General features: G+C 73.9%; 18 protein-coding genes and 1 riboswitch. Of the genes, 11 read left to right on the top strand and 7 right to left on the bottom strand.

All coding sequences use genetic code 11. The features are described 5' to 3' along the window. The first annotated feature begins 40 nt into the window (after positions 1-40). Positions 41-802, top strand: a complete 762-nt coding sequence (locus tag CFP65_RS32610; RefSeq protein ID WP_104819551.1) for a VOC family protein — start codon at positions 41-43, stop codon at positions 800-802. A 15-nt stretch (positions 803-817) separates the two neighbouring features. Here CFP65_RS32610 and CFP65_RS32615 read toward each other — a convergent pair whose 3' ends face one another. From CFP65_RS32615 to cobN, 7 genes are all read right to left on the bottom strand, one after another. Continuing rightward, on the bottom strand, positions 818-1258 hold the full coding sequence (locus tag CFP65_RS32615) for a VOC family protein (protein WP_104819552.1): 441 nt from the start codon (positions 1256-1258) through the stop codon (positions 818-820). A gap of 43 nt (positions 1259-1301) precedes the next feature. Next, complete coding sequence (gene lnt, locus CFP65_RS32620) at positions 1302-2927, bottom strand: apolipoprotein N-acyltransferase (RefSeq protein WP_104819553.1); 1626 nt, start codon at positions 2925-2927, stop codon at positions 1302-1304. A gap of 97 nt (positions 2928-3024) precedes the next feature. Then, a complete protein-coding gene (gene asnB, locus CFP65_RS32625) occupies positions 3025-4866 on the bottom strand; it encodes an asparagine synthase (glutamine-hydrolyzing) (protein WP_104819554.1) in 1842 nt (613 codons plus the stop codon). 50 nt (positions 4867-4916) lie between these two features. Next, the gene (locus CFP65_RS32630; protein ID WP_104819555.1) at positions 4917-6182 is read right to left on the bottom strand and encodes a nucleotide sugar dehydrogenase; all 1266 of its coding nucleotides are present in this window, start codon (positions 6180-6182) and stop codon (positions 4917-4919) included. Between the two features lie 85 nt (positions 6183-6267). Continuing rightward, positions 6268-7737: an MFS transporter gene (locus CFP65_RS32635; protein ID WP_104819556.1), complete on the bottom strand. Its 1470-nt coding sequence runs from the start codon at positions 7735-7737 to the stop codon at positions 6268-6270. Next, entirely contained in the window at positions 7734-9608 is a 1875-nt protein-coding gene (locus tag CFP65_RS32640) for an NAD(P)-dependent oxidoreductase (protein ID WP_254552689.1), read from the bottom strand. The genes CFP65_RS32635 and CFP65_RS32640 overlap by 4 nt, the downstream gene beginning before the upstream one ends. 506 nt (positions 9609-10114) lie before the next feature. Then, on the bottom strand, positions 10115-13735 hold the full coding sequence (gene cobN / locus CFP65_RS32645) for a cobaltochelatase subunit CobN (RefSeq protein ID WP_104819558.1): 3621 nt from the start codon (positions 13733-13735) through the stop codon (positions 10115-10117). 217 nt (positions 13736-13952) lie between these two features. Next, positions 13953-14026, bottom strand: a riboswitch (cobalamin riboswitch). Positions 14027-14173: 147 nt separating this feature from the next. Between cobN and cobG the strand changes: the two genes are divergently transcribed. The 10 genes from cobG (at position 14174) to CFP65_RS42240 (ending at position 24484) form a co-directional block, all read left to right on the top strand. Then, positions 14174-15421, top strand: coding sequence for a precorrin-3B synthase (cobG, locus tag CFP65_RS32650; RefSeq protein WP_254552690.1), 1248 nt, complete (start codon positions 14174-14176; stop codon positions 15419-15421). Then, the gene (locus tag CFP65_RS32655) at positions 15418-16044 is read left to right on the top strand and encodes a precorrin-8X methylmutase (RefSeq protein WP_104819560.1); all 627 of its coding nucleotides are present in this window, start codon (positions 15418-15420) and stop codon (positions 16042-16044) included. The genes cobG and CFP65_RS32655 overlap by 4 nt, the downstream gene beginning before the upstream one ends. After that, positions 16041-17576: a precorrin-2 C(20)-methyltransferase gene (locus CFP65_RS32660; protein WP_104819561.1), complete on the top strand. Its 1536-nt coding sequence runs from the start codon at positions 16041-16043 to the stop codon at positions 17574-17576. The genes CFP65_RS32655 and CFP65_RS32660 overlap by 4 nt, the downstream gene beginning before the upstream one ends. Positions 17577-17813: 237 nt before the next feature. Further along, positions 17814-17933, top strand: a complete 120-nt coding sequence (stsA, locus tag CFP65_RS42650; RefSeq protein WP_371682485.1) for a StsA family sactipeptide RiPP — start codon at positions 17814-17816, stop codon at positions 17931-17933. Between the two features lie 122 nt (positions 17934-18055). Continuing rightward, on the top strand, positions 18056-19474 hold the full coding sequence (gene stsB, locus CFP65_RS32665) for a StsB family radical SAM/SPASM domain sactipeptide maturase (RefSeq protein ID WP_104819562.1): 1419 nt from the start codon (positions 18056-18058) through the stop codon (positions 19472-19474). 10 nt (positions 19475-19484) lie between these two features. Continuing rightward, on the top strand, positions 19485-19796 hold the full coding sequence (locus CFP65_RS32670) for a PqqD family protein (RefSeq protein ID WP_104819563.1): 312 nt from the start codon (positions 19485-19487) through the stop codon (positions 19794-19796). Next, on the top strand, positions 19789-20478 hold the full coding sequence (locus tag CFP65_RS32675; protein ID WP_158702471.1) for a S24/S26 family peptidase: 690 nt from the start codon (positions 19789-19791) through the stop codon (positions 20476-20478). The genes CFP65_RS32670 and CFP65_RS32675 overlap by 8 nt, the downstream gene beginning before the upstream one ends. Further along, the gene (locus CFP65_RS32680; protein WP_254552691.1) at positions 20475-21416 is read left to right on the top strand and encodes an ABC transporter ATP-binding protein; all 942 of its coding nucleotides are present in this window, start codon (positions 20475-20477) and stop codon (positions 21414-21416) included. Before CFP65_RS32675 ends, CFP65_RS32680 begins: the two co-directional genes overlap by 4 nt. After that, on the top strand, positions 21406-22284 hold the full coding sequence (locus CFP65_RS32685; RefSeq protein WP_254552692.1) for an ABC transporter permease: 879 nt from the start codon (positions 21406-21408) through the stop codon (positions 22282-22284). The genes CFP65_RS32680 and CFP65_RS32685 overlap by 11 nt, the downstream gene beginning before the upstream one ends. Positions 22285-22384: 100 nt before the next feature. After that, positions 22385-24484, top strand: coding sequence for a tetratricopeptide repeat protein (locus tag CFP65_RS42240; protein WP_104819565.1), 2100 nt, complete (start codon positions 22385-22387; stop codon positions 24482-24484). Positions 24485-24494 lie beyond the last annotated feature (10 nt).

A 24494-nucleotide genomic window follows, 5' to 3' on the forward strand; every position in this document is an offset into this window, starting at 1 on the left:
GGTGAGCTCACGTGACCGATGTGGAGAGGAACGGAACGGTATGAAGCAGACCGAGGTGGAGACCGGCGGGCCGTGCTGGGTCGAGTTGTCGACATCGGACCCGGAGGCGGCGAAGTGGTTCTACGCGGAGCTGTTCGGCTGGCGGGTGGAGACCGACCCCCGGCCGGAGGCGGGCGGGTACAGCTCGCTGCTGCTGGGCGAGGCGCCGGTGGCGGGGCTCGCCCCGGCCTACCCGCCCGGCCGGCCGACCAGTTGGACGGTGTCGTTCGCGGTGGCGGACGCCGACGCGGTGGCCGAGCTGGCCCGGGCCCGGGGCGGTTCGGTGGTGATGGAGCCGATGGAGGTCTTCGACCTGGGGCGGTTCGCGATCCTGGCCGATCCGGCCGGGGCGGTGTTCTCGGTCTGGCAGGCGCGGGCGTTCGGCGGCGCCGCCGTGCTGAACGAGGCGGGCTCGCTGGGGTGGGTCGAGCTGGCCACCCGGGACACCGCCGGGGCGAAGGAGTTCTACACCCGGGTCTTCGGCTGGAGCGTCACCCTCGGCGGGAGCTACACCCAGTGGGGCCTCGCGGGCCAGGACTTCGGCGGCATGCTCGAGATGGGCGAGCAGTACCCGCCGGAGGTGCCGCCGCACTGGATGCCGTACTTCGCTGTCGCGGACGTGGACCTGACGGCCGAACGGGCCGCCGGGCTGGGCGCGGAGGTGGTGCTGGCCCCCGTCCAGATGGACGGGGGCCCGCGGCTGGCCGTGCTGCGGGACGCCCAGGGCGGGGTGTTCGGCATCCACGCTGCCACGGGCGAGTAGTCCTGCCGGGCCGGGTCAGCCGATCTGCTCGGCCAGGGCGAGGATGATCCCGCTCGGCCCCCGCAGGTAACAGAGCAGATAGCTGTCCTCGAACCTGGCCACCTCGCCGACCAGTTCACCACCGAGCGGGCGGAGCCGGTCGAGGGTGGCCGCCAGGTCGTCCACGGCGAACATGACGCGGTGCAGCCCGAGCGTGTTCGCCGGGGCGACGGCCGGCTCGGGGGTGATCAGCCCCGGCGCGTGGTACGTCGCCAGCTCCAGCCGCCCCGGGGCGCCCGGGATCCGCATCATCGCGATCTCGCTGCGCATCCCGCTCAGCCCGACCACCTTCCCGGCCCACTCCCCCTCGATCGCCATCCGCCCCTCCAGCTCCATCCCGAGGGCGGTGAAGAAGGCCACTGCGGCGTCGAGGTCGTCCACCACGATGCCGACGTTGTCCATGCGCTGAATGGTCATGGGGCAAGCGTAGGACCGGAGTTGCCCTGATGAGCCGACGGTCTCACCGGCGGGTCGGCTGCGGGTGGCGGGAGTCCGCGCCCCGCGGGGTGGGGGAGGAGCGGCGGGGGGTGTAGGTGCGGAGGGTGGCGAGGAGGGTGAGGAGGACGGCGGTGACGGGGGTCCAGTCGCCGAGGCGGTCGTACCAGGTCCGGGCGGTGGGGGTGGCGAGGGGGAGGGTGACGGTGAGGGCGCCGGTGGCGGTGGTGGGGAGGTGGGCCAGGCGGCGGCCCTGGCGGTCGTAGGCGACGGAGACGCCGGTGAGGGAGGCCTGGACGACGGGGCGGCCGGTTTCGGCGGCGCGCAGGGCGCCGAGGGAGGCGTGCTGTTCGGGGGCCCAGGTGGATTGGAAGGTGGAGGTGGCGGACTGGTAGACGAGCAGCCGGGCGCCGTCGTCGGCGGCGGTGCGGGACATGTCTGGGAAGGCGGATTCGAAGCAGATCAGGGCGCCGACCGGGAGCGGGCGGCCGGTGCGGTCGGCGGTGGGGAGGAGGTGGAAGGCGGTGCCGGAGGCGCGGTTCTCGCCCGCCGCGCGGCTGACCCCCGCGATCCAGCCGAGCAGGGGCCGCAGCGGGATGTACTCGCCGAAGGGGACGAGGCGGATCTTGCGGTAGCGCGCGGCGATGCCGTCCGGGGTGACCAGGACGGTGTCCTTGGAGATCCGGCCGTCGGCCTTGCGGGCGTCCTCGCCGGCGAGCAGCTGGGCGCCGGTGGTGGCGGAGAGCCGGCGGAGGCTGTCCAGGGCCGGGCGGTCGCGGTCGAGGTCGGCGGTGGAGCTGCTCTCGCCCCAGACGATCAGGTCGAGCGGCTGCCCGGTGAGCGAGGCGGTGATCCGGGCGCTGGCGTCGAACCGGGCCTGCGGGTCCTCGACGATGCCGGGCTGGACCAGGGCCACGGTGGCCGTGTCGCCCGGGGAGGGCTGGGTGCGGAAGGCGAAGAGGACGGGCCCGGCGGCGAGGGTGCAGGCCAGGGCGCCGGCCGCCAGGGCCTTGAGGCGGAGCGGGCGGGCCGTGAGGAGGATGACCACGGCCGTGTTGGCCGCGACCACCGCCGCGCTGAGCAGCCAGGCCCCGCCGACCGAGGCGAGGGCGAGGATCGCCGGGTGCTGCCACTGGGTGGCGCCGAGCAGGGCCCAGGGCCCGCCGAGGGCGTGCCAGGAGCGGGCGTACTCGGTGGTGACCCAGACCGCCGGGACGATCACCAGGGCGGTGAGGGCCCGGCGGGCGGTGACCGGCGGGTGGAGCAGGTGGTGGACCGCCAGGCCGACGGCCGCCGTGAGGGCGCCGAAGAGCAGGGCGATGGCCAGCAGGCCGGGGCCGACCGAGGGGATCAGCCAGTACATCCCGGTGAGGATGAAGCCGGCGCCGAACCACCAGCCCCGGACGGCGGCCTCCCGGGCGGTCGGGGCCCGCTGCATCAGCAGGAACCCCGGCACCAGCGCCACCCAGGCCAGGGCGGCCAGCCCCGGCTTCGGGAAGGCCAGCACCGGGACGGCCCCGGCGAGCAGCGCGGCGTACCGGGGCGGCCGGGAGAAGACGGCCCGGAGCCGGGGGAGACGGCCCCGGCCCGGGGCGGCCTGGGCCTGGGGGGAGGCGGCCCGAGTCCGGGGGAAGGCGGCCCGAAATGTCATGCACCGATTGTGTGCTTTTCGGGCCGCCAGCACCCGCGTCTTCGCAGGTGTTTCCCCCGAAACCGTCAGATTCGACGGAACGGGGGCGCAGCGGTGATCAGAGCACCACCTCGACCTCGTAGCCGCCCAGCCACTCGTGCAGCTGGAGCGTCGTCTCCAGGGCCGCCCGGCTCATCCCCTGTTCGAGCGCCGCCGCGCCCTCGCGGGCGACGGCCTGCTTCAGCTGCTCGGAAAAGAACGGCGCCAGCCGGCTCTCGCCCGCCCGGACGGTCTCGGCCAGCCGCTCGCGGAGCGTCCGGTCGTAGGCCTCGGCGCGGATGGAGGGGTAGGGGGTCTTGATCCGCTGGGCCACCGCCTCGGGGAGGAGGTCCCGCATGGCGGCCCGCAGCAGGCTCTTCTCGCGGCCGTCGAAGCTCTTCATCGCCCACGGGACGTTGAAGGTGTACTCGACCAGCCGGTGGTCGGCGAACGGCACCCGGACCTCGAGCCCGCAGGCCATGCTCATCCGGTCCTTGCGGTCGAAGAGCACCTGGGCGTGCCGGGTGAGCGCCAGGTAGGTGACCTCGCGGTAGCGTGCCTCGGCCGGGTCGGCGAGGTGCTCGTGGGCGGAGATCTCCGCGACGGCGGCGCTGTGACTGTCCCGCTCGTACGCAGCCAGGTCGAGCTTGGCCAGCAGGTCGGGCGCGAAGACCACCTCGTTGCCCTGGTAGGCGGCCCGACCCTCGTGGACCCACGGGAAGGTGGGGGAGAACACCGTGTCCCGCTCGCGCTGCCAGCGGTAGCCGCCGAACACCTCGTCGCCGCACTCGCCGGAGAGGGCGACCGTGGAGTGCTGGCGGACCAGGCGGAACAGCAGGTGCAGCGAAGCGTGCTCGTCGCCCTTGGCGATCGGCAGGTCGTAGGCGGTGAGCACCGAGGCGCGCAGCGCCGGGTCGAGCAGGTCGGGCGCCCTGAGCGGCAGCTCGCTGTGGAGCGAGCCGACGTGCTCGGCGAGGATGCGGGCGTAGACGTGGTCCTCGTTGGCCGCGCTGCCGCCCGTGCCGTCGAGGTCCGGGTCGCTGACCGAGCAGGAGCGGATCCGGTCGCCGCCCCGGGCGGTCGAGATGCGGGCGGCGAGCGCGGTCAGGGAGGAGGAGTCGAGGCCGCCGGAGAGCAGGGTGCAGAGCGGCACGTCGGCCACCATCTGCTCGGTGACCACGGTCTCGAGCAGATCGCGGACGGTGCCGATGGTCTGCTCCAGCGAGTCGGTGTGCTCGGCGACCCGCAGCTGCCAGTAGCGCTGCTCCTGCACGCCGGCCCGGGAGACGCGCAGCGTGCAGCCGCCGGGGAGTTCGCGCATGCCCCGGAAGACGGCCCGGCCCGGGACCTTGGCGACCGAGAGCACGTCGCGCAGCCCGTCCGCGTCGAGCACGGCCTTGAAGTCGGGGTGGGCGAGGATCGCCTTCGGCTCCGAGCCGAACAGCACGCCGTTCGGGGTGGTCGCGTAGTACAGCGGCTTGACGCCCATCCGGTCCCGGACAAGCAGCAATTCCTCGCGGTCGGCGTCCCAGATGGCGAAGGCGTAGATGCCCTCCAGCCGGGTGACGAAGCCGGGCCCCCACTGGAGGTAGGCGCGCAGCACCACCTCGGTGTCGCTGCGGGTCTTGAAGCGGTGCCCCAGGGTGGCGAGTTCGGCGCGAAGCCGCTCGAAGTTGTAGGTCTCGCCGCTGTAGGTCAGCGCGGCACGTCGCGCGGGGCCCTCGTCGGCCGCCATGGGCTGGCAACCGCCCTCGAGGTCGATCACGGAGAGCCGCCGGTGGCCGAGGGCGACGTGCCGCCCGTACCAGGTGCCGGCGGCGTCCGGGCCGCGCCGGGCCATCGTGGCGGTCATGGCCTCCGCGATGTCCCGGTACCGGGCGACGTCCCGGGAGTAGTCGACCCAGCCTGCGATACCGCACATGTCAGTTGCTCCTCTGGAAGTAGGGGGAGTTCGGGTTAGGCCGGTCGGTCTTACAGGCGTTCGACGTGCGCCTGCGGGGTCAGTGCGCCGCGGGTGTCGAGCAACAGCGGGGCGTGGTCGGCGAGTTGGTCGAGGTCGTACGTGCGGTGGCGCTGGAGCAGGACGGCGATGTCGGCGGCGGCCAGCGCCTCGGGCAGTTCGGCGGTGGCGGCGGTGACCGGTGCGCCGTCGACCTCCCAGGCCGGCACGTACGGGTCGTGGAAGGCCACCTCGGCGCCGAGGGCGCGCAGGCGGCGGACGACGTCGCGGGCCGAGGTCTCGCGCTGGTCGGCGATGTCGGCCTTGTAGGTGACGCCCAGGAGCAGCACCCGGGCGCCGCTGAGCGTGCGGCCGGTGCGGTCGAGCAGCTGCTGCACCCGCTCGACCACGTACCGGGGCATCCGGGTGTTGATCTCCTGGGCGAGCTCGACCATCCGGAACGGGTAGCCGAGGGTACGGACCTTGTGGGCCAGGTAGTTGGGGTCGATCGGGATGCAGTGGCCGCCGACGCCCGGGCCGGGGCGGAAGGCTTGATAGCCGAAGGGCTTGGTGGCGGCGGCGGAGATCGCGTCCCAGAGGTCGATACCCAGCTCGTGGCAGAACACCGCCATCTCGTTGACCAGCGCGATGTTGACGTGCCGGTAGGTGTTCTCGATCAGCTTGGCCATCTCGGCCTCGCGGGTGCCGGCGGCCTGGACGACCTCGTCGACCAGCTTGCCGTAGAAGGCGGCGGCCGCGGTCGTGCAGCCGGGGGTGTGGCCGCCGACCACCTTGGGGGTGTTGCGGATGCCGTAGACCTCGTTGCCGGGGTCGACGCGCTCGGGAGAGAAGGCCAGGTGGAAGTCGGCCCCGGCCGTCAGGCCCGAGAGCCTCTCCAGGATCGGGCGGACCACCTCGTCGGTGGTGCCCGGGTAGGTGGTGGACTCCAGCACCACGAGGGTGTCAGGCCGCAGGTGGCGGCCGACGGCCGCGCAGGCGGACTCCACCATGGCCAGGTCCGGCCCGCCGTGCTCGGCGAGCGGGGTCGGCACGCAGATCACGACGGCGGCGGCGCCGGCGACCACGCTCTCGTCGGTGGTCGCGGTGAAGCCGGCCGCACGCATGGCGGCGACCTCGGCGTCGGTGATGTCGTCGACGTGCGAGACACCGGAGTTGAGGCGCGCGACGAGCTTGGCGCTCGTGTCGAGCCCGGCCACGGTCAGCCCGGAGGCGGTCGCCTCGCGGGCGAGCGGCAGCCCGACGTAGCCGAGACCTATGACGACCAGATCAGTGCGCACAGTGGTCCTCTCCAGAGGTGATGACGCTGAGGTGGTGGTGATGCTGGGGTGGTGACGCTCGCGTGGTGCGGGCGGTGGGCGGCGCTCAGGTGGTGCGGGCGCGGCCGGCGAGCAGGGCGACGAGGGCCATCGGGAGCAGGAGCAGCGTGAAGGCGGCGGCGTACCCCGGGAGCTGTGAACTGCCGGATGAGAGAGAGCCGTTGAGTACGACGGAGGCCGAGGCCAGCAGGACGACCTGGCCGAGGTTCATGGTGGTCTGCATCACGCTCGTCACCCAGCCCTGCCGGCCGGTCGGGCTGTGGGCCAGGGACAGCACGGTGACGCAGGGGTCGAGCAGGCCCATGCCGACGGCCGACAGCGGCATGGCGGCGGCCGCCGTGAGCGGGGGCACCCCGGGCAGCGAACCGGCGGCCGCGAGGCCGACCGAGACGGCCATGATCACCGCGCCGACCACCACCAGGCGATGCCGGGCGACGTGTTGGAGCAGCTTGCCCTGCACCCAGGAGGCGCCCGACCAGACCACGGCGGAGGCGGTGAACGCGACGCCGGTGACCGCCGCCGCCACGTGCCGCTCGGTGATCAGCATCAGCGGCACCAGGGCCTCGACCGTGAAGTACGTGCCGGCGGTGAGCCCGCGCAGCAGCACCGCCGTCGGTAGCCCGCGCCGGGCCCGCCAGGTGCCCGCAGGCAGCAGCCGGGGTGCGAACACCGCGAGCAGGCCGAGGCCGGCGGCGGCGAACGGCAGGTGCCGCGCGTCCCAGGCCGCGACGCCGTACTGGCCGAGGGCCGCGCCCAGGCTGAGCAGGGCGGCGAGCAGCACCGGCGGTCGCGAGGCGGTCGTGCGGGGAGCGTGAGGCTCGGTCGACGGGCCGGCGCGGAGGACCAGGACGAGGGCGAGGGCCGGGAGCACGGTCAGTGCCGCCAGGCCGTAGAAGACGACCCGCCACGACCAGCACTCGGCGACCAGCACGGCCAGCGGCGGGCCCGCGAGCGAGGGGATGATCCAACTGGTGCTCAGCAGGGCGAGCATCCGGGGGCGCAGCTGCTCGGGGTAGGCCTGGCCGATCGCGGTGGTGACGGAGACGGCGACCATCCCGGCCGCCAGGCCGTCGAGGAACCGGCCGGCCGCGAGCTGCCAGATCGAGCCGCTGGTGGCGGAGACCACCAGCGTCAGGACGGACAGGACCATACCGGCGGCCAGCGGTCGGCGTGCGCCCGAGCGGTCCGCCCAGTGCCCGCCGAGCACGCCGCCGAGCAGGCTCGCGGCGACGAAGCACCCCGCCACCACGGGGAAGAGCGCCACGCCGTCCAGCTCCCGGGCCGCCGTCGGCAGGATCGGCAGGACGGCCAGCGCCGCGAAGCCGGTCAGGAACATCACGGCCGTGAAGGTGGCCGACGTGGCGGCGTGGGGGCGGGTGAAGAGGCCTGCCGCCTCGGGCCGGGAGTCGGGCCGGGAGTCGGGTTGGGCCTCGGGTTGGGGCGTCGCTTCGGGGTGGACGGTCGTCTCGGAGTGAACGGTGGTCTCGGGGCGGGCCAAGGCTGGTCGGTCGGTCATCGTGTCGGACCGCCGAGTGGGCTGGTGGGTGTGTCGTGGGTGTCGCAGGCCAGCCACTGGGCCTGGGCGCGGGCGGCCCGGACGAGGTCGGCGGAGGGGGTCCAGCCGAGCTCGGCGGTGATCCGGGCGGTGGACACCGGCGGGGTGTGCGGGGCGGGTGCGGCCGTCTCCTCCCAGGGGGTGCGGCGGGCCACCTGGGCCACCAGTTCGGCGAGTTCCTGCTCGGTGCGGGTGGCGGAGGCCACGTTGAGCACCGCCGGGCCGGCCGGATGGGCCAGGGCGGCGGCGAGCGCCCCGGCCTGGTCGCGGTAGTCGGTCAGCTGGTGGGTGCGCGGGGCCTCCGCCACAGGCAGCGGGAGACGTGTCCAGGCCCGGTGCATCCAGGTGGCGAGGACGCCCGCCAACGGAGCGTGGGGGCCGACCAGTTCGGCGAAGCGGAGGATCTGGACGGGGACGTCGTGCGCCCGACCCCAGGCGAGGCAGGCCTGTTCCTCGCTCCACCAGGCTGCCGCTGTACTGTCCCGCGGCAGTTCGGTGGGGCCGTCCTTGGTGCCGTCCGGTGCGCCACGGTAGACGGCGGTCGATCCGGCGTAGACCAGCCGGCGGACGCCCGACTGCCGGGCAGCGGCCAGGACTTCGGTGACCGGCCGGGTGAGTGGATCGCCCAGGTGGATCAGGGTGGTGGGGCCCGGCGTGCCGAGCAGGGTCGCGGGAAGGCCCAAGTCACCCAGCAGGCCGATGAGTTGGGTGGCGTAGCCGGGCTGTCCGCTCACGGCGACGGTCGCCGGTGCAGCGGGCCGTCCGGTGGTCTCGGCGGCTCGGCCCGCCGCCAGGGCGGCCAGGGCGAGGTCGCGGATCGGCGGGATCATCGGCAGCAGTTCGGCGCGGGTGTACTCCTCGCAGAGCCCGCCCGGGCCGAGTGACTCCATCACGGCGGCGGCGACCTCCGGTGCCGGGTCCTGTTCGGTCAGCCCGGCCAGCACGAGACCGGTGGCGAAGCCGGTGAGCCAGACCTCGCGGCACACCTCGGCGGGCAGGGCGGGCCGCGCCGCCGCTTCGAAGGCCGCCAGGCAGGCGTCGAGCACGCCGGCCCGGCGCAGGTACCGCTCGGTCTCCAGGTACTCCCACCCGGAGTCGTGGCGGACGGCGCAGCGGGCCCAGCCGTACTGGTAGAAGGGCACCACGGAGAAGTTCGCGCAGCCGGCCGGTCCGCCCGGTCCGCCCGGTCCGCCCGGTCCGCCCGGTCCGCCCGGACCGGTGACGGCGGCTTGCTTGGTGAAGTACGTGGCGCAGCGCCAGCCGTGGGAGCTGTTGCCCGCGATGCTGGGCATGTCGTCGTGGTCGGCGGTGCTGGGGACGGCGATCCGGACGGGGATGCCGAGGTGCTTCAGGTAGCGCTGGATCACCACGTCGTAGGGCCAGCCGTCACCGTGGGCGGCGGCGAACTCCCGGTAGCCGCGGGCGGCTTCGGCCGGCAGCAGCAGGGCGAGCGAGGGCACGTGCTCGTCGATGGCGTACGCCCAGTCGGCGCCGAGCAGCGCCCCGAGCCGGACGACTCCGCTGTTGCGGCCGTCCCAGCCTTCGTAGCAGGCCACCGCCTCGCCCGGGGCGGCCGCGGCGGCCTGTTCGAGGTGCTCGAAGAACCCGGCCGCGAGCAGCACGTCGTCCTGGAGCACCAGGTGGTGGGTGGCCTCCGGGGCGACGCAGCTCCAGGACGGGTCGGCGACCCGCAGGGCGGTCGGCGGGCCGGCGGGATCGGGGTCGGCCACGACGCGGATGCGTCCCTGCGGGTCCGCCGCGGCGAGGGCCCGGGCCGCCTCGATTCGTCTCGGATGGGTCATGACGGCGCCGGACAGGAAGACAGGACTCAAGGGGGTTCCTTCACTCTGAGCGTGCACCGGTCTCCGGTGGCGATTTCGCCGCGCAGAAAGCGGTCGTGGATATCTCGGTGCACCACGAGATCTTCGGGGGATGGAACTCCCCGACTGATTCGAAGCATTCGGCGGTGAATTTCCTGGACATCGTCAAAAACGAGGGGGCGACCGATTTCGGTGACCCTGTCGCTCATTCCTGGATGTGGAGGTGCTGTGTTGAATCGGCCCTGACCCTACGAGGTGGATCGAGGCCCGGTCAAGGACTGATCGCCGCTCGACGGCACGTCAGGAAGCTGCCAGGGCAGGGCTTGACGCGGCGCCGGATGCCCTTGCATGCTTGGTCTAGACCAGTCCTCCGGGAGGGGCGGGCGATCCGTTCGGGTGGGGTGATTCCGCGCGCATTTCCTGCTGCGCGACAACGGAATTGCACGGTGGTTCGCAGACGTGAAAAGCCCCGGCCCGCGAGCGGGTGCTCGCGGGCCGGGGCTCGGGGACGGCTGGGGTCAGGCTTCGTCGCCCTCGAGGTCGCCCTCGGTCTCGAGGAAGGCGGTGCGCAGGGCGTCGAGCAGGGCCGGGTCCGGCTCGGCCCAGAGCTTGCGCTCGGCGGCCTCCAGCAGGCGCTCGCTGATGCCGTGCAGGGCCCAGGGGTTGACCGAGCCGAGGAACTCGCGGTTGGTGGGGTCGAGCACGTACTCCTGGGTGAGCTTCTCGTACATCCAGTCCGCGACCACGCCGGTGGTGGCGTCGTAGCCGAAGAGGTAGTCGACGGTCGCGGCCATCTCGAAGGCGCCCTTGTAGCCGTGGCGGCGCATGGCCTCCATCCAGCGCGGGTTGACCACCCGGGCGCGGAAGACCCGGGCCGCCTCCTCGGTGAGGGTGCGGGTGCGGACGGTCTCCGGGCGGGTGGAGTCGCCGATGTAGGCGGCCGGGGCCTTGCCGGTGAGCGCGCGGACGGTGGCGACCATGCCGCCGTGGTACTGGAAGTAGTCGTCCGAGTCGGCGATGTCGTGCTCGCGGGTGTCGGTGTTCTTGGCCGCCACGGTGATCCGCTTGTACGCCGTCTCCATCTCCTCGCGGGCCGGGCGCCCGCCGAGGTCGCGGCCGTAGGCGTAGCCGCCCCAGAGCGAGTAGACCTCGGCCAGGTCGGCGTCGGTGCGCCAGTCGCGGCTGTCGATCAGCTGGAGCAGGCCGGCGCCGTAGGTGCCCGGGCGGGAGCCGAAGACGCGGACGGTGGCCTTGCGCTCGTCGCCGTGCACGGCCAGGTCGGCCTGGACGTGGGCCCGGACGAAGTTGTCCGCGTCCGGCTCCTCCTGACGGGCGGCCAGCCGGACGGCGTCGTCCAGCAGGGCCACCACGTGCGGGAAGGCGTCCCGGAAGAAGCCCGAGATGCGCAGCGTGACGTCGATCCGGGGGCGGCCAAGCTCGGTGAGCGGGACAGCCTCCAGGCCGGTGACCCGGCGGGAGGCGTCGTCCCAGACCGGGCGGACGCCCAGCAGGGCGAAGGCCTCGGCGATGTCGTCGCCGGCGGTGCGCATCGCGCTGGTGCCCCAGAGCGAGAGGCCGACGCTGGGCGGGTACGCGCCGTCGTTGTCGGCGCGGTAGCGCTCGATCAGGGAGTCCGCGAGGGCCTGGCCGGTCTCCCAGGCGAGGCGGCTGGGCACGGCCTTCGGGTCGACGGAGTAGAAGTTGCGGCCGGTGGGCAGCACGTTGACCAGCCCGCGCAGCGGGGAGCCGGAGGGGCCGGCCGGGACGAAGCCGCCGTTCAGTGCGTGCAGTACCGCGTCCAGCTCGTCGGTGGTCCTGGCGAGGCGGGGGACGACCTGGGTGGCGGCGAAGGTGAGCACCTCCGCGACCTGCGGGTTGTGCCCGGCGGCGACCTTCTCGACCGCCTCGGGGGCCCAGTCCAGGGCCTCCATCGCCTCGACCAGCTCGCGGGCCTTGGCCTCGGCCGCGTCGGTGGCGCCTAGGGTGAGCGCCGCCTCGTCCAGGCCCAGCGCCTCGCGCAGGCCGGGCAGCGCGGTGACGCCGCCCCAGATCTGGCGGGCGCGCAGGATGGCCAGCACGATGTTGACCCGGTCGGTGCCGGCCGGGGCCTGGCCGAGCACGTGCAGACCGTCGCGGATCTGCACGTCCTTGATCTCGCAGAGCCAGCCGTCGACGTGCAGCAGGAAGTCGTCGAAGCCGTCGTCCTCGGGCCGCTCGTCCAGGCCCAGGTCGTGGTCGAGCTTGGCGGCCTGGATCAGCGTCCAGATCTGGGCGCGGATCGCGGGCAGCTTGGCCGGGTCCATCGCCGCGATGTTGGAGTGCTCGTCGAGCAGCTGCTCCAGGCGGGCGATGTCGCCGTAGGAGTCGGCGCGGGCCATCGGTGGCACCAGGTGGTCGACCAGGGTGGCGTGGGCGCGGCGCTTGGCCTGGGTGCCCTCGCCCGGGTCGTTGACCAGGAAGGGGTAGACGAGGGGGAGGTCGCCGAGTACCGCGTCCGGCCCGCACTCGGCGGAGAGGGCGGCGGTCTTGCCGGGCAGCCACTCCAGGTTGCCGTGCTTGCCGAGGTGGATCACGGCGTGGGCGCCGAAGCCGTTGTCCTCCTGGGCCGCCGCGATCCAGCGGTAGGCGGCCAGGTAGTGGTGGGAGGGCGGGAGGTCCGGGTCGTGGTAGATCGCGACCGGGTTCTCGCCGAAGCCGCGCGGGGGCTGGATGAGGACCAGCAGGTTCCCGGAGCGGATGCCGGCCAGGACGATGTCGCCGTCCGGGTTCTGCGAACGGTCCACGTACAGCTCGCCGGGGGCCGGGCCCCAGTGCTCCTCGACCTGCTCGCGCAGGCCGGCCGGCAGGGTGGCGTACCAGCGGCGGTAGTCGGCCGCCGGGATGCGGACGGGGTTGCGGGCGAGCTGCTCCTCCGTCAGCCAGTCCTGGTCGTAGCCGCCGGCCGCGATCAGGGCGTGGATGAGGGCGTCGCCCTCGTGGCCCGAGTCGGTGTCCGGGTCGACGTCCAGGCCGGGGAGGTCGGTGCCGAGGTCCATGCCCTCCGCGCGCAGGCGGTGGAGCAGGCGGATCGCGCTGGCCGGGGTGTCCAGGCCGACGGCGTTGCCGACCCGGGCGTGCTTGGTCGGGTACGCGGAGAGGACCAGCGCCAGGCGGCGCTCGGCGGCCGGGGTGTGGCGCAGGCGGGCGTGGGCCACGGCGATGCCGGCGACGCGGGCGGCCCGCTCGGGGTCGGCGGCGTAGACGGTGAGGCCGTCCTCGTCCAGCTCCTTGAAGGAGAACGGAACGGTGATCAGACGACCGTCGAACTCCGGGACGGCGATCTGGGTCGCGGTGTCCAGCGGGGAGAGGCCGTCGTCGCTGCCCTCCCACTGCTCGCGGGACCAGGTGAGGCAGAGCGCCTGCAGGATCGGGCGGTCCAGGGCGGCGAGCGCGCCGGCGTCCCAGGCCTCCTCGTCGCCGCCGGCCTGGGCCTCGGCCGGCTTGGTGCCACCGGCGGCGAGCACGGTGGTGACGATCGCGTCGGTGTCGGCCAGCTCGGCGAGCAGCTCGGGGGCGGCGCCGCGCAGGGAGGAGCAGTAGAGCGGCTTCGGGCGGGCGCCCTGGGCCTCGATGGCCTGGCAGAGCGTCTCGACGAAGGCGGTGTTGCCGCTCATGTGGTGGGCGCGGTAGTAGAGGACGGCCACGCTGGGGCCGGCCTCGTTGGCCGCCTCACGGTCGAGCGGGCCCCACTCGGGGGCGGAGGCCGGGGCGGCGAAGCCGTGGCCGGTGAGCAGCACGGTGTCGGAGAGGAAGGCGCCGAGCTCGGCCAGGTTGGCCGGGCCGCCGTGGGCCAGGTAGGCGTGCGCCTCGGCGGCGATGCCGGCGGGCACGGTGGAGAGCTCCATCAGCTGGGCGTCCGGGGCCTGCTCACCCGTCAGCACGATCACCGGGCGCGGACCCGCCAGCAGGGCGTCCAGTCCCTCCTGCCAGGCGCGGCGGCCGCCGAGCAGGCGGACGACCACCAGGTCGGTGCCGTCGAGCAGCTCGGGGAGCTGCTCGGGGCTCAGGCGCGCCGGGTTGCCGAGGCGGAAGCCGACCGGGCCCTGCGAGGCGCGGGCGCTCAGCAGGTCGGTGTCGGAGGTGGAGAGGAGCAGGATCATGCGGCGGGCCTCCCGGCCGGGTGGGTGGACAGCTCAGAGCAACCACAGCGGGGGCGCGGGGAACGGCGCGCGCAACTGGGTACGACGGAGGGCGGTTGGGCGCGCAGTTCCCCGCGCCCCTGAACTTCACGCCCCAGAAGGGAGCGCCCAAGCACGGGCAGCATTGGTCGAGCCTTCCTCGGGGTCCGCGCCCCGTGGGGTGAGTCGTGGACGGCTGGAGTTCCTGACTTCCCCGGCTGGTGAGCCGAGGTCACAGTGGCGGGACCGCACCGGGCTTGCACCGGTTTCCTCCGTTGTGCGCCGTCGCTGGCGTGGGCGCCCGCGAGGGCGGCCCGGTGGCATCGTACGGGGTGTCGCGTGACGGGGACAGAGCGTACGGGGGTGGGTGTGATCCACACGGCAGCGGTGGGCGGGCGGATCGTGGGTATGCTCGCGGCCATGTCATCCCGACCCCCCGCCGGCGAAGCGGGCTCCGAGCTGCCCGGCAGGGGCGCGGCGGACGCCTGCCCCGGTGCGTTGCGGCTGCACGCCGCGGATGACGGCCACCTGGCTCGGGTACGGATACCGGGTGGGTTGCTGACGGATCGTCAGGCCTTGGTACTGGCGGATGCGGCGGCCGAGCTGGGCGACGGGCAGTTGGAGACGACGTCCCGGGGGAACGTCCAACTCCGCGGTCTGGCCGCCGATTCGGGGCTGGAGCTGGGGCGGCGGTTGCGGGCTGCGGGGCTGCTGCCCTCGGACACGCACGAGCGGGTGCGGAACATCGTGGCTTCGCCCGGGGCGGGGCTGGACGGGTTGGGTTTCGCCGACGTGCAGGGGTGGGTGCGGGAGCTGGATGCTGCGCTCTGTGCGTCGGATGTGGCTGCTGGGCTCTCGGGCAAGTTCCTCTTCGCGTTGGACGACGGGCGGGGGGATGTGGCTGCCCTCGATGCCGATGTGACGTTGATCGCAGTGGCCGGGGGCGGGGCCCTGCTGCGGCTCGGGCGGGCTCGGACGGCGCGGGTGGTTCCGGCGGGGGGCGAGGTCGCGGCTGCTCTTGCGGCGGCGGTGGAGTTCCTGGGGGTGGCCGATGGGGCTTGGCACGTGCGGGAGGTGTCTTCGCTGGCGCTCGGGCGTGAGCCGATACCGGGGTTCGGGGGGCGTCCCGTGGGGGTCGGTCTGTTGCCGGGTGCGGGAAGGCTCTCTGCCGGAAGCGCGCAGTTCCCCGCGCCCCTGGGTAGTGCAACTGAGTCTTTGTGCGTCGGGTTGCCGTTCGGGCGGGTGACTGTTGCGCAGTGGCGGTTGATGGCTTCGGTGGGGCGGGAGCTGCGGGTCACGCCGTGGCGGTCGGTGGTGTTGCCTGGGGTCGGTGCTGAGGTGCTGGCTGAGCTGGGGGCGGCCGGGCTGCGGGTCTCGGGGGAGTCGGCCTGGGCCGGGGCGAGTGCCTGTACCGGGGCGCCGGGGTGCGGGAAGTCGGTGGCGGACGTGCGGCGGGATGCCGCTGCGGCGCTGGACGGGATGGCGGCCGGGGGGCTGCCGGTGCACTGGTCGGGGTGTGAGCGGCGGTGCGGGCACCCCTCGGGGGTGTGGGTGGATGTGCTGGCGACGGGGCCCGAGGGGTACCGGGTCGCCGGGGGTGCGAGTTTTGTCGATGTGACGAGAGAAGAGATGGCTGCGGCGGTGGCCGAGGCCCGGAGGACGAAGTGATCGAGTACGAGAAGGACGGCGCCGCGATCTACCGGCAGTCCTTTGCCACCATCCGGGCCGAGGCCGATCTGGCGGGGCTGCCGGAGGACGTCGCGCGGGTCGCCGTGCGGATGATCCACGCCTGCGGAATGACCGACCTGGTGAGGGACATCGCGTTCTCGGCGAAGGCGGTGGCCGATGCGCGGGCCGCGCTGCTCGCCGGGGCGCCGATCCTCTGCGACGTGTCGATGGTGGCGAGCGGGGTGACCCGCAAGCGGCTGCCGGCCGACAACGAGGTGGTCTGCACGCTCTCCGACCCGTCGGTGCCGGCACTGGCCAAGGAGATGGGCAACACCCGGAGCGCGGCGGCGATGGAGCTGTGGCTGCCGAAGCTCGAAGGGGCCGTGGTGGCGGTGGGCAACGCGCCGACCTCGCTGTTCCGGCTGCTGGAGATGGTCGCGGCCGGCGCGCCGCGGCCGGCGGCCGTGATCGGGGTGCCGGTGGGCTTCATCGGGGCCGCCGAGTCAAAGGAGGCGCTGGCGGCGAACGAGCTGGGGCTCGAGTACCTGGTGGTGCGGGGCCGTCGGGGCGGCAGTGCGATCGCCGCCGCCGCGATCAACGCGATTGCGAGTGAGGAAGAGTGACGGAACGTCAGACCGGACGGCTGTACGGGGTCGGCCTCGGGCCGGGTGACCCGGAGTTGGTGACCGTCAAGGCCGCCGGGCTCATCGCCAAGGCCGACGTGATCGCGTACCACAGTGCGCGGCACGGCCGTTCGATCGCCAGGTCGATAGCCGAGCACTACCTGACGGGCGGCCAGATCGAGGAGAAGCTGGTCTACCCGATCACGGTGGAGACCACCGACCACCCGGGCGGGTACCGGGGGGCGCTGGACGACTTCTACGAGGAGGCCGCGGCCCGGCTCGCGGCGCACCTGGACGCCGGGCGGGACGTGGTGGTGCTCGCCGAGGGCGACCCGCTGTTCTACGGCTCGTACCAGCACATGCACAAGCGGCTCGCGCACCGGTACCCGACCGAGGTCGTGCCCGGGGTCACCTCGGTGAGCGCGGCGGCGGCCCGGCTGGGCAAGCCGCTGGTGGAGGCCGAGGAGGTGCTCACGATCATTCCGGGCACCCTGCCGGAGGAGGAGCTGACGGCGCGGCTGGCCGCGACCGACTCCGCCGTGGTGATGAAGCTGGGCCGCACCTTCCCCGCCGTGAAGCGGGCGCTGGAGCGGTCCGGGCGCCTCGCCGAGGCGCAGTACGTGGAGCGGGCCACCATGCCGGGGGAGCGGACGGCGCCGCTGGCCGAGGTGGACGAGGAGGGCGTGCCGTACTTCTCGGTGGCCGTGCTGCCCAGCCGGGTGGCGCAGCTGGACACCAAGGGGCAGTCGTACGACGGCAGTTCGCCGGTGGTGGACGAGACGGCCGGCGAGGTCGTGGTGGTCGGCACCGGGCCGGCCGGGCCGCTCTGGCTGACACCGGAGGCGCGCGGGGTGCTGGCCGGGGCCACCGACCTGGTCGGGTACACCACGTACCTGGACCGGGTGCCGGTGCGGGCCGGGCAGCTGCGGCACGGCTCGGACAACAAGGTGGAGGCCGAGCGGGCCGAGTTCGCGCTCGACCTGGCGCGGCGGGGCCGGAAGGTCGTGGTGGTCTCCTCCGGTGACCCGGGCGTGTTCGCCATGGCCACCGCCGTGCTGGAGGCCGCCTGCGCCGAGCCGTACCGCTCGGTGCCGGTGCGGATCGTGCCCGGGATGACCGCCGCGCACGCCGCCGCCTCGCGGGCCGGCGCGCCGCTGGGGCACGACTACGCGACCGTCTCGCTCTCCGACCGGCTCAAGCCGTGGGAGGTGGTGGCCAAGCGGCTGCGCGCGGCGGCCGAGGCCGATCTGGTGCTCGCGCTCTACAACCCCGGCTCGAAGAGCCGCACCACCCAGGTCGGGCTCACCAAGGAACTGCTGCTCGAGTACCGGGAGTTCGACACCCCCGTGGTGATGGCCCGGGACGTGGGCGGCCCGACCGAGCGGGTCCGCACCGTGAAGCTGGGCGAGCTGGACCCGGCCGAGGTCGACATGCGCACCCTGCTGCTGATCGGCTCCTCGCAGACCCAGGCCGTCGCCCGGGACAACGGGACCGAAGTGGTCTGGACCCCGCGGCGGTACCCGGAGGTCTGACCGGTCAGACCCAGCACGGGCCCGCCCCCTCGCCGTACGTCGGCAAGGGGGCGGGCCTGTCACGTTGTGGGTCGCCGATCGCGGTTCAAGCGGCGGGAGTTGATGGTGCATCAGTGGCAACGACCGTTTCCTGTCACGGGTGGTGACCGGTTTTTGAACCACTGTAAATTCCTCTCCGACAGCTGAGATGGACGTCCGGTCCGGATCAGGCGGTCACCGACAGAAGGGATGAGAACCATGGACGAGCTCTCCTGGGTCAAGCCGGAGATCGAATCGGCCGAGTTCGAGGCCGAGATGGACTGCAGCTGCGGCTGCGGCGCGCTTTCGGGCGCCGGCTCCGGCCAGTCGGGCGTCTGATGCATTCGGGCTGCTGCTGACGGCAAGTCAGTGAGCCGTCCGCTGCGCCTGGTTGTCTGACCCGGTCGGTGCCCGACCGTGTGCGGCCGGGCACCGACTCCTCCTGACGGACGAGGTGTCGGATGAAACTGCTCGAACTCTGGGGCGAGTTGATCGTCCCCGAGGATCTGGTCTACTTCAGGAACGGTGCGGACCGCCTGGTCACCAACCCCGAGCTGGCCGCCTGGTGCTTGCTGAGCGAGCCCGAGGCGGCGGTGCTCCGGGCCCTGTCCGGCCCCGACCGGGCTGCGGGCCGGCCGACGGAGGACACCGGGGCGGCCGAACGGACCCTGGCCAAGCTGGTGTTGAACTGGCTGGTCTACCTGCCCGGCCGGCGGCCCGTGGTGCGGGCGCCCGAGCCGGCGCTCTCGATGGTGTACTACGCGATCACCGACGGCTGCAACCTGCGCTGCCCGTACTGCTACGCCTCCTCGGAGAAGCCGCTGCCCGGCGAGCTGACCACCGCCGAATCGCTCGACCTGGTCGATCAGGCCGCGGAGATGGGTGCCCGGACGATGGTCTTCACCGGTGGCGAGCCGATGCTCCGCAAGGACCTGTTCGCGGTGGCCCGGCACGCCCGGGAGCGCGGACTGGCGGCCAACATCATCACCAACGGCACCACCATCCGCCGCCTGGAGACGGCGCGGGAGATGGCCGAGATCTTCAACCTGGTCACCGTCAGCCTGGACGGCGGCACCGTGGAGACCCACGAACGGACCCGGGGCGAGGGCACCTTCGCCAAGACGGCGCAGGCGCTGCGGCTGCTGAACCAGGCCGGCGTCTCGCCGGTGATCAACCACGTGGTGACTCCGGACTCCGTCCAGGTGCTGGACCAACTGGCCGACTTCGTCTCGGGATTGGAGATCCGCAAGGTACGGCTGATGAACCACTCGGACCTGGGGCGCGGGGCGAGCGACCAGTTCGACTACGGCTGGGCGGACTACCAGAAGGTGCTGGACTTCGTCTGGACCCACCCGATCGCCGACAAGCTGCTGCCCGAGGGGCCGAAGGCGGCCAAGCCCTGCTCGGTCAAGGGCAATTGCGGGATGGGCGGCACCGAGATCTACGTCAACTCGCTCGGCACGGTCTACCCCTGCAAGCTGGTCACCGAGCAGAAGCACATCGCGGGCAACCTGCGCAGGCAGCGGCTGGCGGAGATCTTCGCCGCCCCCGTGCTGGCCGACCTGCGGAGCAACAGCGTCTTCGCCGGGGACAACCTCCAGGACTGCCGCCGGTGCTACATCCGGGGTGCCTGCGGGGGTGGCTGCCGCGCCTACCACCTGGCGGAGACCGGCGACCTGAAGCGGAACGGGCGCCACCTCTGCCGCATCCTGCGCCAGTCGATGGTGGCGGGCATGTGGGACGCCACCGGCGTCACCGGGCCCGAACTCAAGGCCGGCCGGGAGGAGTTGTTCCGCCCCTACCTGGTGCGGGACGACTCCGAGCACCCGGTGTACCAGGACTGGAAGACCGCCCGCCGCCTGCTGCCGCTCGCCGACTGAGAGGACCCCGATGCGCTACCTGATCGACCCCGAGGTGGTCTGGATCCCCTCGGACCAGGAGGTGCGGCTCTACTCCGCCCGCAGCGGGGAGTTCCACACCCTCAACCGCACCGCCGCCGAGATCTGGCTCCAGCAGGCCGAGAGCGGCTCGGTGACCGAGGCGGCGGCCGAGCTGAGCCGGCGGCACGGCGCCGAGGACGCCGCGCAGCACGCGCTGATCGCCAAGGACGTACGGGAGTTCGTGGACCGGCTGCTGGCCCAGGAGCTGCTGGTGGTGGAGCCGGTGGAGTCGGCCGGGGCGGCGGGTGCGGCGGATGACTGAGGCGAGTGCGGAAGTCGCCCTGCTGCGTAGAGCGTTGGCCTCGGTGGGGCGGGCGAAGGTGCGGACGACCGGCCGGAGCATGCTGCCCGCGATCGCGCCGGGCACCGTGGTCACCCTGGTGGCCCGGCCGTTCGGTGAGGTGGTGCCCGGGGACGTGGTCATGGCTGTGCTCGGCGGCAGGCTGATCGCCCACCGGGTGGTCCGGGCCACCGGCGCCGCGCTGCTGACGCTGGGGGACAACCTCCCGCTGCTCGACCCGCCGGTCGGCCCGGAGCAGTACCTCGGTGTGGTGCCGGAGTGCCACGGCCCGGTGCCGGTGCGGACGGCCGATCTCGCCGCCTTCCCCGTCCACGGGCGGGGCGTGACCCTGATCCGCACCCCCGGGCCCGCCACCCCGCCCCGGCGGCCCGGGCGGCCGGTGATCGCCGTCACCCCGTACGGCGCCCTGCCGGCCGGGGAGTTGGACGCGCTGCTCGGCGCGGCCGGGAGCCGGGACCTCGACCTGCTGGTCGGGTACGCCTTCGGCTACGCCGGCTCCGGGGCGCGGATGCTGCCGCCGAGCGCGGCCGACTTCCACATCGGGTACGGCTCACCGCTCGACCCGCCCTCGCCGGAACGGACGCTGGCCTTCGTCGAGGAGCGGGTGCGGGCGGCCCGGACGGCCGCGGGGGTGGGGGCATGACGGCCGCCGTGCGGGTCGAGGGCCTGGTCAAGAGCTACCCGGAGATGACCCGCAACGCGGTGGACGGGATGAGCTTCGAGCTGGCCGCGGGCGAGGTGGTCGGATTGCTCGGGCCCAACGGCGCGGGCAAGACCACGCTCACCAAGCTGCTCTGTGGCGTCACCACGCCCACGGCGGGCCGGGTCACCGTGTTCGGCGCCGAGCCGGTGAACGGCAGCGGTGCCAAGCGGGAGATCGGGGTGATGCACCAGGCCGGCCCGTTCGACATGATGCTCACCGTCGAGGACAACCTGCGGATCGCCGCCGCGTTCAAGGACCTCGGCTGGCGTGAAGTCCGTTCCACTGTCAAGGAGTTGCTCGATCTGCTCGGGCTGGGCGGCAGCGCCGGCCAGCTGGTCTTCACCCTCTCCGGCGGCGAGCGTCGGCGGCTGCAGATCATCCGCGCCCTGCTCGGCCGCCCCCGGCTGCTGCTGCTCGACGAGCCCTCGGCCGGGATGGACGTCGGCGGACGGCGGCAGCTCTGGGGCCTGCTCCGGGAGTTGCGGGGGAGGCACGGCACCACCGTGCTCTGGACCAGCCACTACGTGGAGGAGCTGGAGCGCAACTGCGGCCGGGTGCTGATCGTCGACCGGGGCCGGATCCTGGCCCAGGGCGGCCCGCGCGAGCTGGCCGAACGGTACGGCTCGCCGGTGGCCCTGGTGCAGCCGGCCGAGCCCGCCGGGGTCGAGCCGCTGGTGGAGCAGTCCCGGCGGGCCGGGCTGCGGGCGGTGGTGGCCGGCGGCCTGGTGGAGCTCACCGGCGCCGGGGTGCGCGACCGGCTGCCCGCCCTGCTGGACCGGCACCGGGCCGAGGGCCGGGCCGTGACCTCCGTGGACTTCCGCGCCCCGTCGCTGGAGGACGCCTTCGTCGATCTCGTGGAGCGCCGCCGTGACCACTGAAACCCCGACCGGCCCCGCCACCGCCGGGGCCGAGGGCCCCGCCACCGCCGGGGCCGAGGGCCCGGCCGCCGTGCTGGCCGCCGCACCGGCCCCCCGGGGCCGCTGGCGGCAGGACGCGATCGCCACCCTGTACCGCGAGTACTTCCTGCTCACCCGCAACCGGACCAACCTGCTGCTGGCCGTCACCCCCAGCGCCGTCTACCTGCTGCTCTTCGCCACCTCGCTCTCCCATCTGATCGGCCAAGTGCATTACCGGGGACGGAATTTCGGGTACGCCGAGTTCACCGTGCCCGCGCTGCTGCTCTCCGCGATGCTCTCGGCGGCCACCACGGCCGGCACCTCGCTCTTCCAGGAGAAGCTCGGCCAGATGGAGTTGGAGCTCTGGTCGTACCCGCTGCGGCGCAGCAGCTACGTGTTCGCCAAGCTGGCCGCCGGGACGGCACTGGTGCTCGCCCAGACCCTGGCGGCCCTGGTCGTGGCACTGCTCGTCTTCGACTTCCGGTGGCCCGCCGCGCACTGGGCGGCGCTGCTCTGCGGCACACTGCTGGCCTCCTTCGCCTGTAACGGCCTCTACCTGCTGCTGGCCACGCTGTTCACCGACTTCCAGCGGTTCACCGTGACCATCAACGTGCTGGCGCCGGTGCTGCTCTTCGCGGCCCCCTCCTTCTACCCGGCCGACCGGATGGCCCCCGTGCTGCGGGCGCTCTCCTGGGCGGACCCGGTCACCTACCTGGTCGGCTGCCTGCGGGATTCGGCCCTACTGGGCTTCGGGGCCGCCTGGCCGGAGATGGTGGTGCTGGCCGTGCTGGCCGTGGCGAGCAGCGGGTTGATCGCCCGGTCGCTGCTGGCCTGGGCCGCCCGGTTGTGAACAGGTCGGCGGCCGGTCGGGTGCTGCGCGGGTAGTGCGGGGCGCGCCGTCCGCACGCGAGAATGGACCCAAGTGGCCTTGTTCGCGTGGGGGTTGGTGGATGCCGGACAGACGGGGGTGGCTGGCCTACCTGGGCGTGCTGGGGGTCGGCGCGGCGGCTGCGGCCGTCTCCCAGGTGTGGCTCTCGGGTGCTCCGGCGGTGGGCATCGGCGCGCTGGCCTCGGTGCTCGGCTTCGCCGCCGACCGGGTGGCCGAGGGCGGTCGGCGCGCACCCGACCACTCCGCCCCGGGCCGCCGGTCGAGCGGCCGGCGGGTGCCGCTGGTGCGGCAGCTGACCGACCCGGTGGCGGTGGGCGTGCACCCGGCCGAGTGGTCGGCCGAGGGCGCGCCCGCGTACATCGCCCGGGACGTGGCGCCGGAGCTGCGCGAGCTGCTGCGGACCAGCCGGTTCGTGCTGCTGGTGGGCGAGTCGGCGGCGGGCAAGACCAGGCTCGCCTACGAGACGGTGCGCGAGCTCTGCCCCGAGCACCGGTTCGTCCGGCCGCTGGACCGGGCCGACCTCCCGGCGGCGCTGCGGCGGGTCGCGCGGGGCCGGCGGCCGGCGCTGCTCTGGCTGGACGACCTCGAGTGCTACCTCGGCGCGGCCGGCCTCACCGAGGCGATGCTGGGCGCCCTGTTCGCGGCGCGGCCGGGCCGGGTGCTGGTGGTGGCCACCATGCGGGCCGAGGAGCACCGGCGGTACGACGCCCGGGAGGAGAGCCGGCTGACCGGCTCCGACCGGGACCTGTGGCGGACCGAGCGCGGGGTGATCCGGGCCGCCCGGGTGGTGCGGGTGACCAGGCGCTGGTCCGGCCCCGAGTGCGAGCGGGCCCGGCTGCGGGCCGCGGACCCGCGGATCGAGCGGGCGCTGCGCGGCAGCGCCCGGTACGGGGTGGCCGAGGTGCTGGCCTCCGGCCCCGCTCTGCTCGACTCCTGGCGGGACGCCTGGGCGCCCGGCGCCAACCCGCGCGGGGCGGCCCTGGTGGCGGCGGCCGTGGACTGCCGGCGGCTCGGGCTGCGGCGGGCGCTGCCGCAGGAGTGGCTGGCCGAGCTGCACCTGCCGTACCTGGCCGCGCGGGGTGGCGAGGACCTCAAGCCGGAGCCGCTGGAGGCGGCGCTCGCCTGGGCCGGTCAGCCCGCGCACGCGACCAGCAGCCTGCTGGCCGGCAGCCCCGCCACCGGGTGGACGGCCTTCGACTACCTGCTGGACCGCCCCGGGCTGCGGCCGGTGCCCGACCACCTGTGGGAGGGCCTGCTCCGGCTGGCCGGCCCGGCCGACTGCTACGACCTGGGCCTGGTGGCCCACCGGGACTCCCGGCTGGCCCGGGCCGCGCTCGCGCTCGGGCGGGCCCGGGAGGGTGCGGTGCCCGGAGCGGGCTACGCGCTGGCGCTGGTGCTCGGCGACTCCGGCCACCCCTCCCGGGCGGTGGCGCAGCTGGCCCCGATCCTGGCCGCCCGGGCCGCCGAGCTGGGCCCGGACCACCCCGACACCCTGGCGGCCCGGCACCAACTGGCCTACTTCACCGCCGAATCCGGGCGGGCGGCAGAGGCGGTGCCGCTGTTCGCCGCCCTGGTGGCCGACAGTGGCCGGGCCCTCGGCGCCGACCACGCCGACACCCTCGCCGCCCGCCACCAACTCGCCTACTACCTCGGTGAGACGGGAGAGCCGGCCGAGGCCGTCCGGCTGCTGCGGGCCCTGGTCGCTGACCGCGAGCGGGTGCTCGGCAGCCGGCACGCCCAGACCCTGGCCACCCGGCGGGGTCTGGCCTGGAGCCGGGGCCGGTCCGGTGAACTCATGGCCGCCCAGACGGAGTTGTCCGTGCTGATGACGGACGCCACGGCGGCGCTCGGCCGCGACGACCCGCACACCATGGCCGTCCGGGGCGCCTGGGCCTGGTTCGCCCTGCAGACCGGCCAACCCGATGAGGCCGAGGCCGAGTTGGCCGACCTGGCCGGGAGCCGCAGTCGCACCCTCGGCCCGGACCACCCGCACACCCTCGCCACCCGCCTCCACCTCGCCCACGCCTCGGCCGCCCGGGGCGATCCGGCCGCCGCCCGGGCGGCGGCCCGGGAGCTGCTGGCCGACGCCGTCCGGGTGCTGGAGCCCGACCACCCGAGGACCCGGTCGATCCGGGCCTTCCTGGCGAGTTGGGACGAGTGAGGGGGCAGGC

It is taken from the genome of Kitasatospora sp. MMS16-BH015, from assembly GCF_002943525.1.
In the GTDB taxonomy this organism is placed as follows: Bacteria; Actinomycetota; Actinomycetes; order Streptomycetales; family Streptomycetaceae; genus Kitasatospora.

What these genes read in the sequence shown, in the direction of transcription:
- CFP65_RS32610 (WP_104819551.1), top strand. Translation starts at nt 41, where the DNA reads ATGAAGCAGACCGAGGTGGAGACCGGCGGGCCGTGCTGGGTCGAGTTG.
- CFP65_RS32615 (WP_104819552.1), bottom strand. Translation starts at nt 1,258, where the DNA reads ATGACCATTCAGCGCATGGACAACGTCGGCATCGTGGTGGACGACCTC.
- lnt (WP_104819553.1), bottom strand. Translation starts at nt 2,927, where the DNA reads ATGACATTTCGGGCCGCCTTCCCCCGGACTCGGGCCGCCTCCCCCCAG.
- asnB (WP_104819554.1), bottom strand. Translation starts at nt 4,866, where the DNA reads ATGTGCGGTATCGCAGGCTGGGTCGACTACTCCCGGGACGTCGCCCGG.
- CFP65_RS32635 (WP_104819556.1), bottom strand. Translation starts at nt 7,737, where the DNA reads ATGACCGACCGACCAGCCTTGGCCCGCCCCGAGACCACCGTTCACTCC.
- cobN (WP_104819558.1), bottom strand. Translation starts at nt 13,735, where the DNA reads ATGATCCTGCTCCTCTCCACCTCCGACACCGACCTGCTGAGCGCCCGC.
- cobG (WP_254552690.1), top strand. Translation starts at nt 14,174, where the DNA reads ATGTCATCCCGACCCCCCGCCGGCGAAGCGGGCTCCGAGCTGCCCGGC.
- stsA (WP_371682485.1), top strand. Translation starts at nt 17,814, where the DNA reads ATGGACGAGCTCTCCTGGGTCAAGCCGGAGATCGAATCGGCCGAGTTC.
- stsB (WP_104819562.1), top strand. Translation starts at nt 18,056, where the DNA reads ATGAAACTGCTCGAACTCTGGGGCGAGTTGATCGTCCCCGAGGATCTG.
- CFP65_RS32670 (WP_104819563.1), top strand. Translation starts at nt 19,485, where the DNA reads ATGCGCTACCTGATCGACCCCGAGGTGGTCTGGATCCCCTCGGACCAG.
- CFP65_RS32675 (WP_158702471.1), top strand. Translation starts at nt 19,789, where the DNA reads ATGACTGAGGCGAGTGCGGAAGTCGCCCTGCTGCGTAGAGCGTTGGCC.
- CFP65_RS32680 (WP_254552691.1), top strand. Translation starts at nt 20,475, where the DNA reads ATGACGGCCGCCGTGCGGGTCGAGGGCCTGGTCAAGAGCTACCCGGAG.
- CFP65_RS42240 (WP_104819565.1), top strand. Translation starts at nt 22,385, where the DNA reads ATGCCGGACAGACGGGGGTGGCTGGCCTACCTGGGCGTGCTGGGGGTC.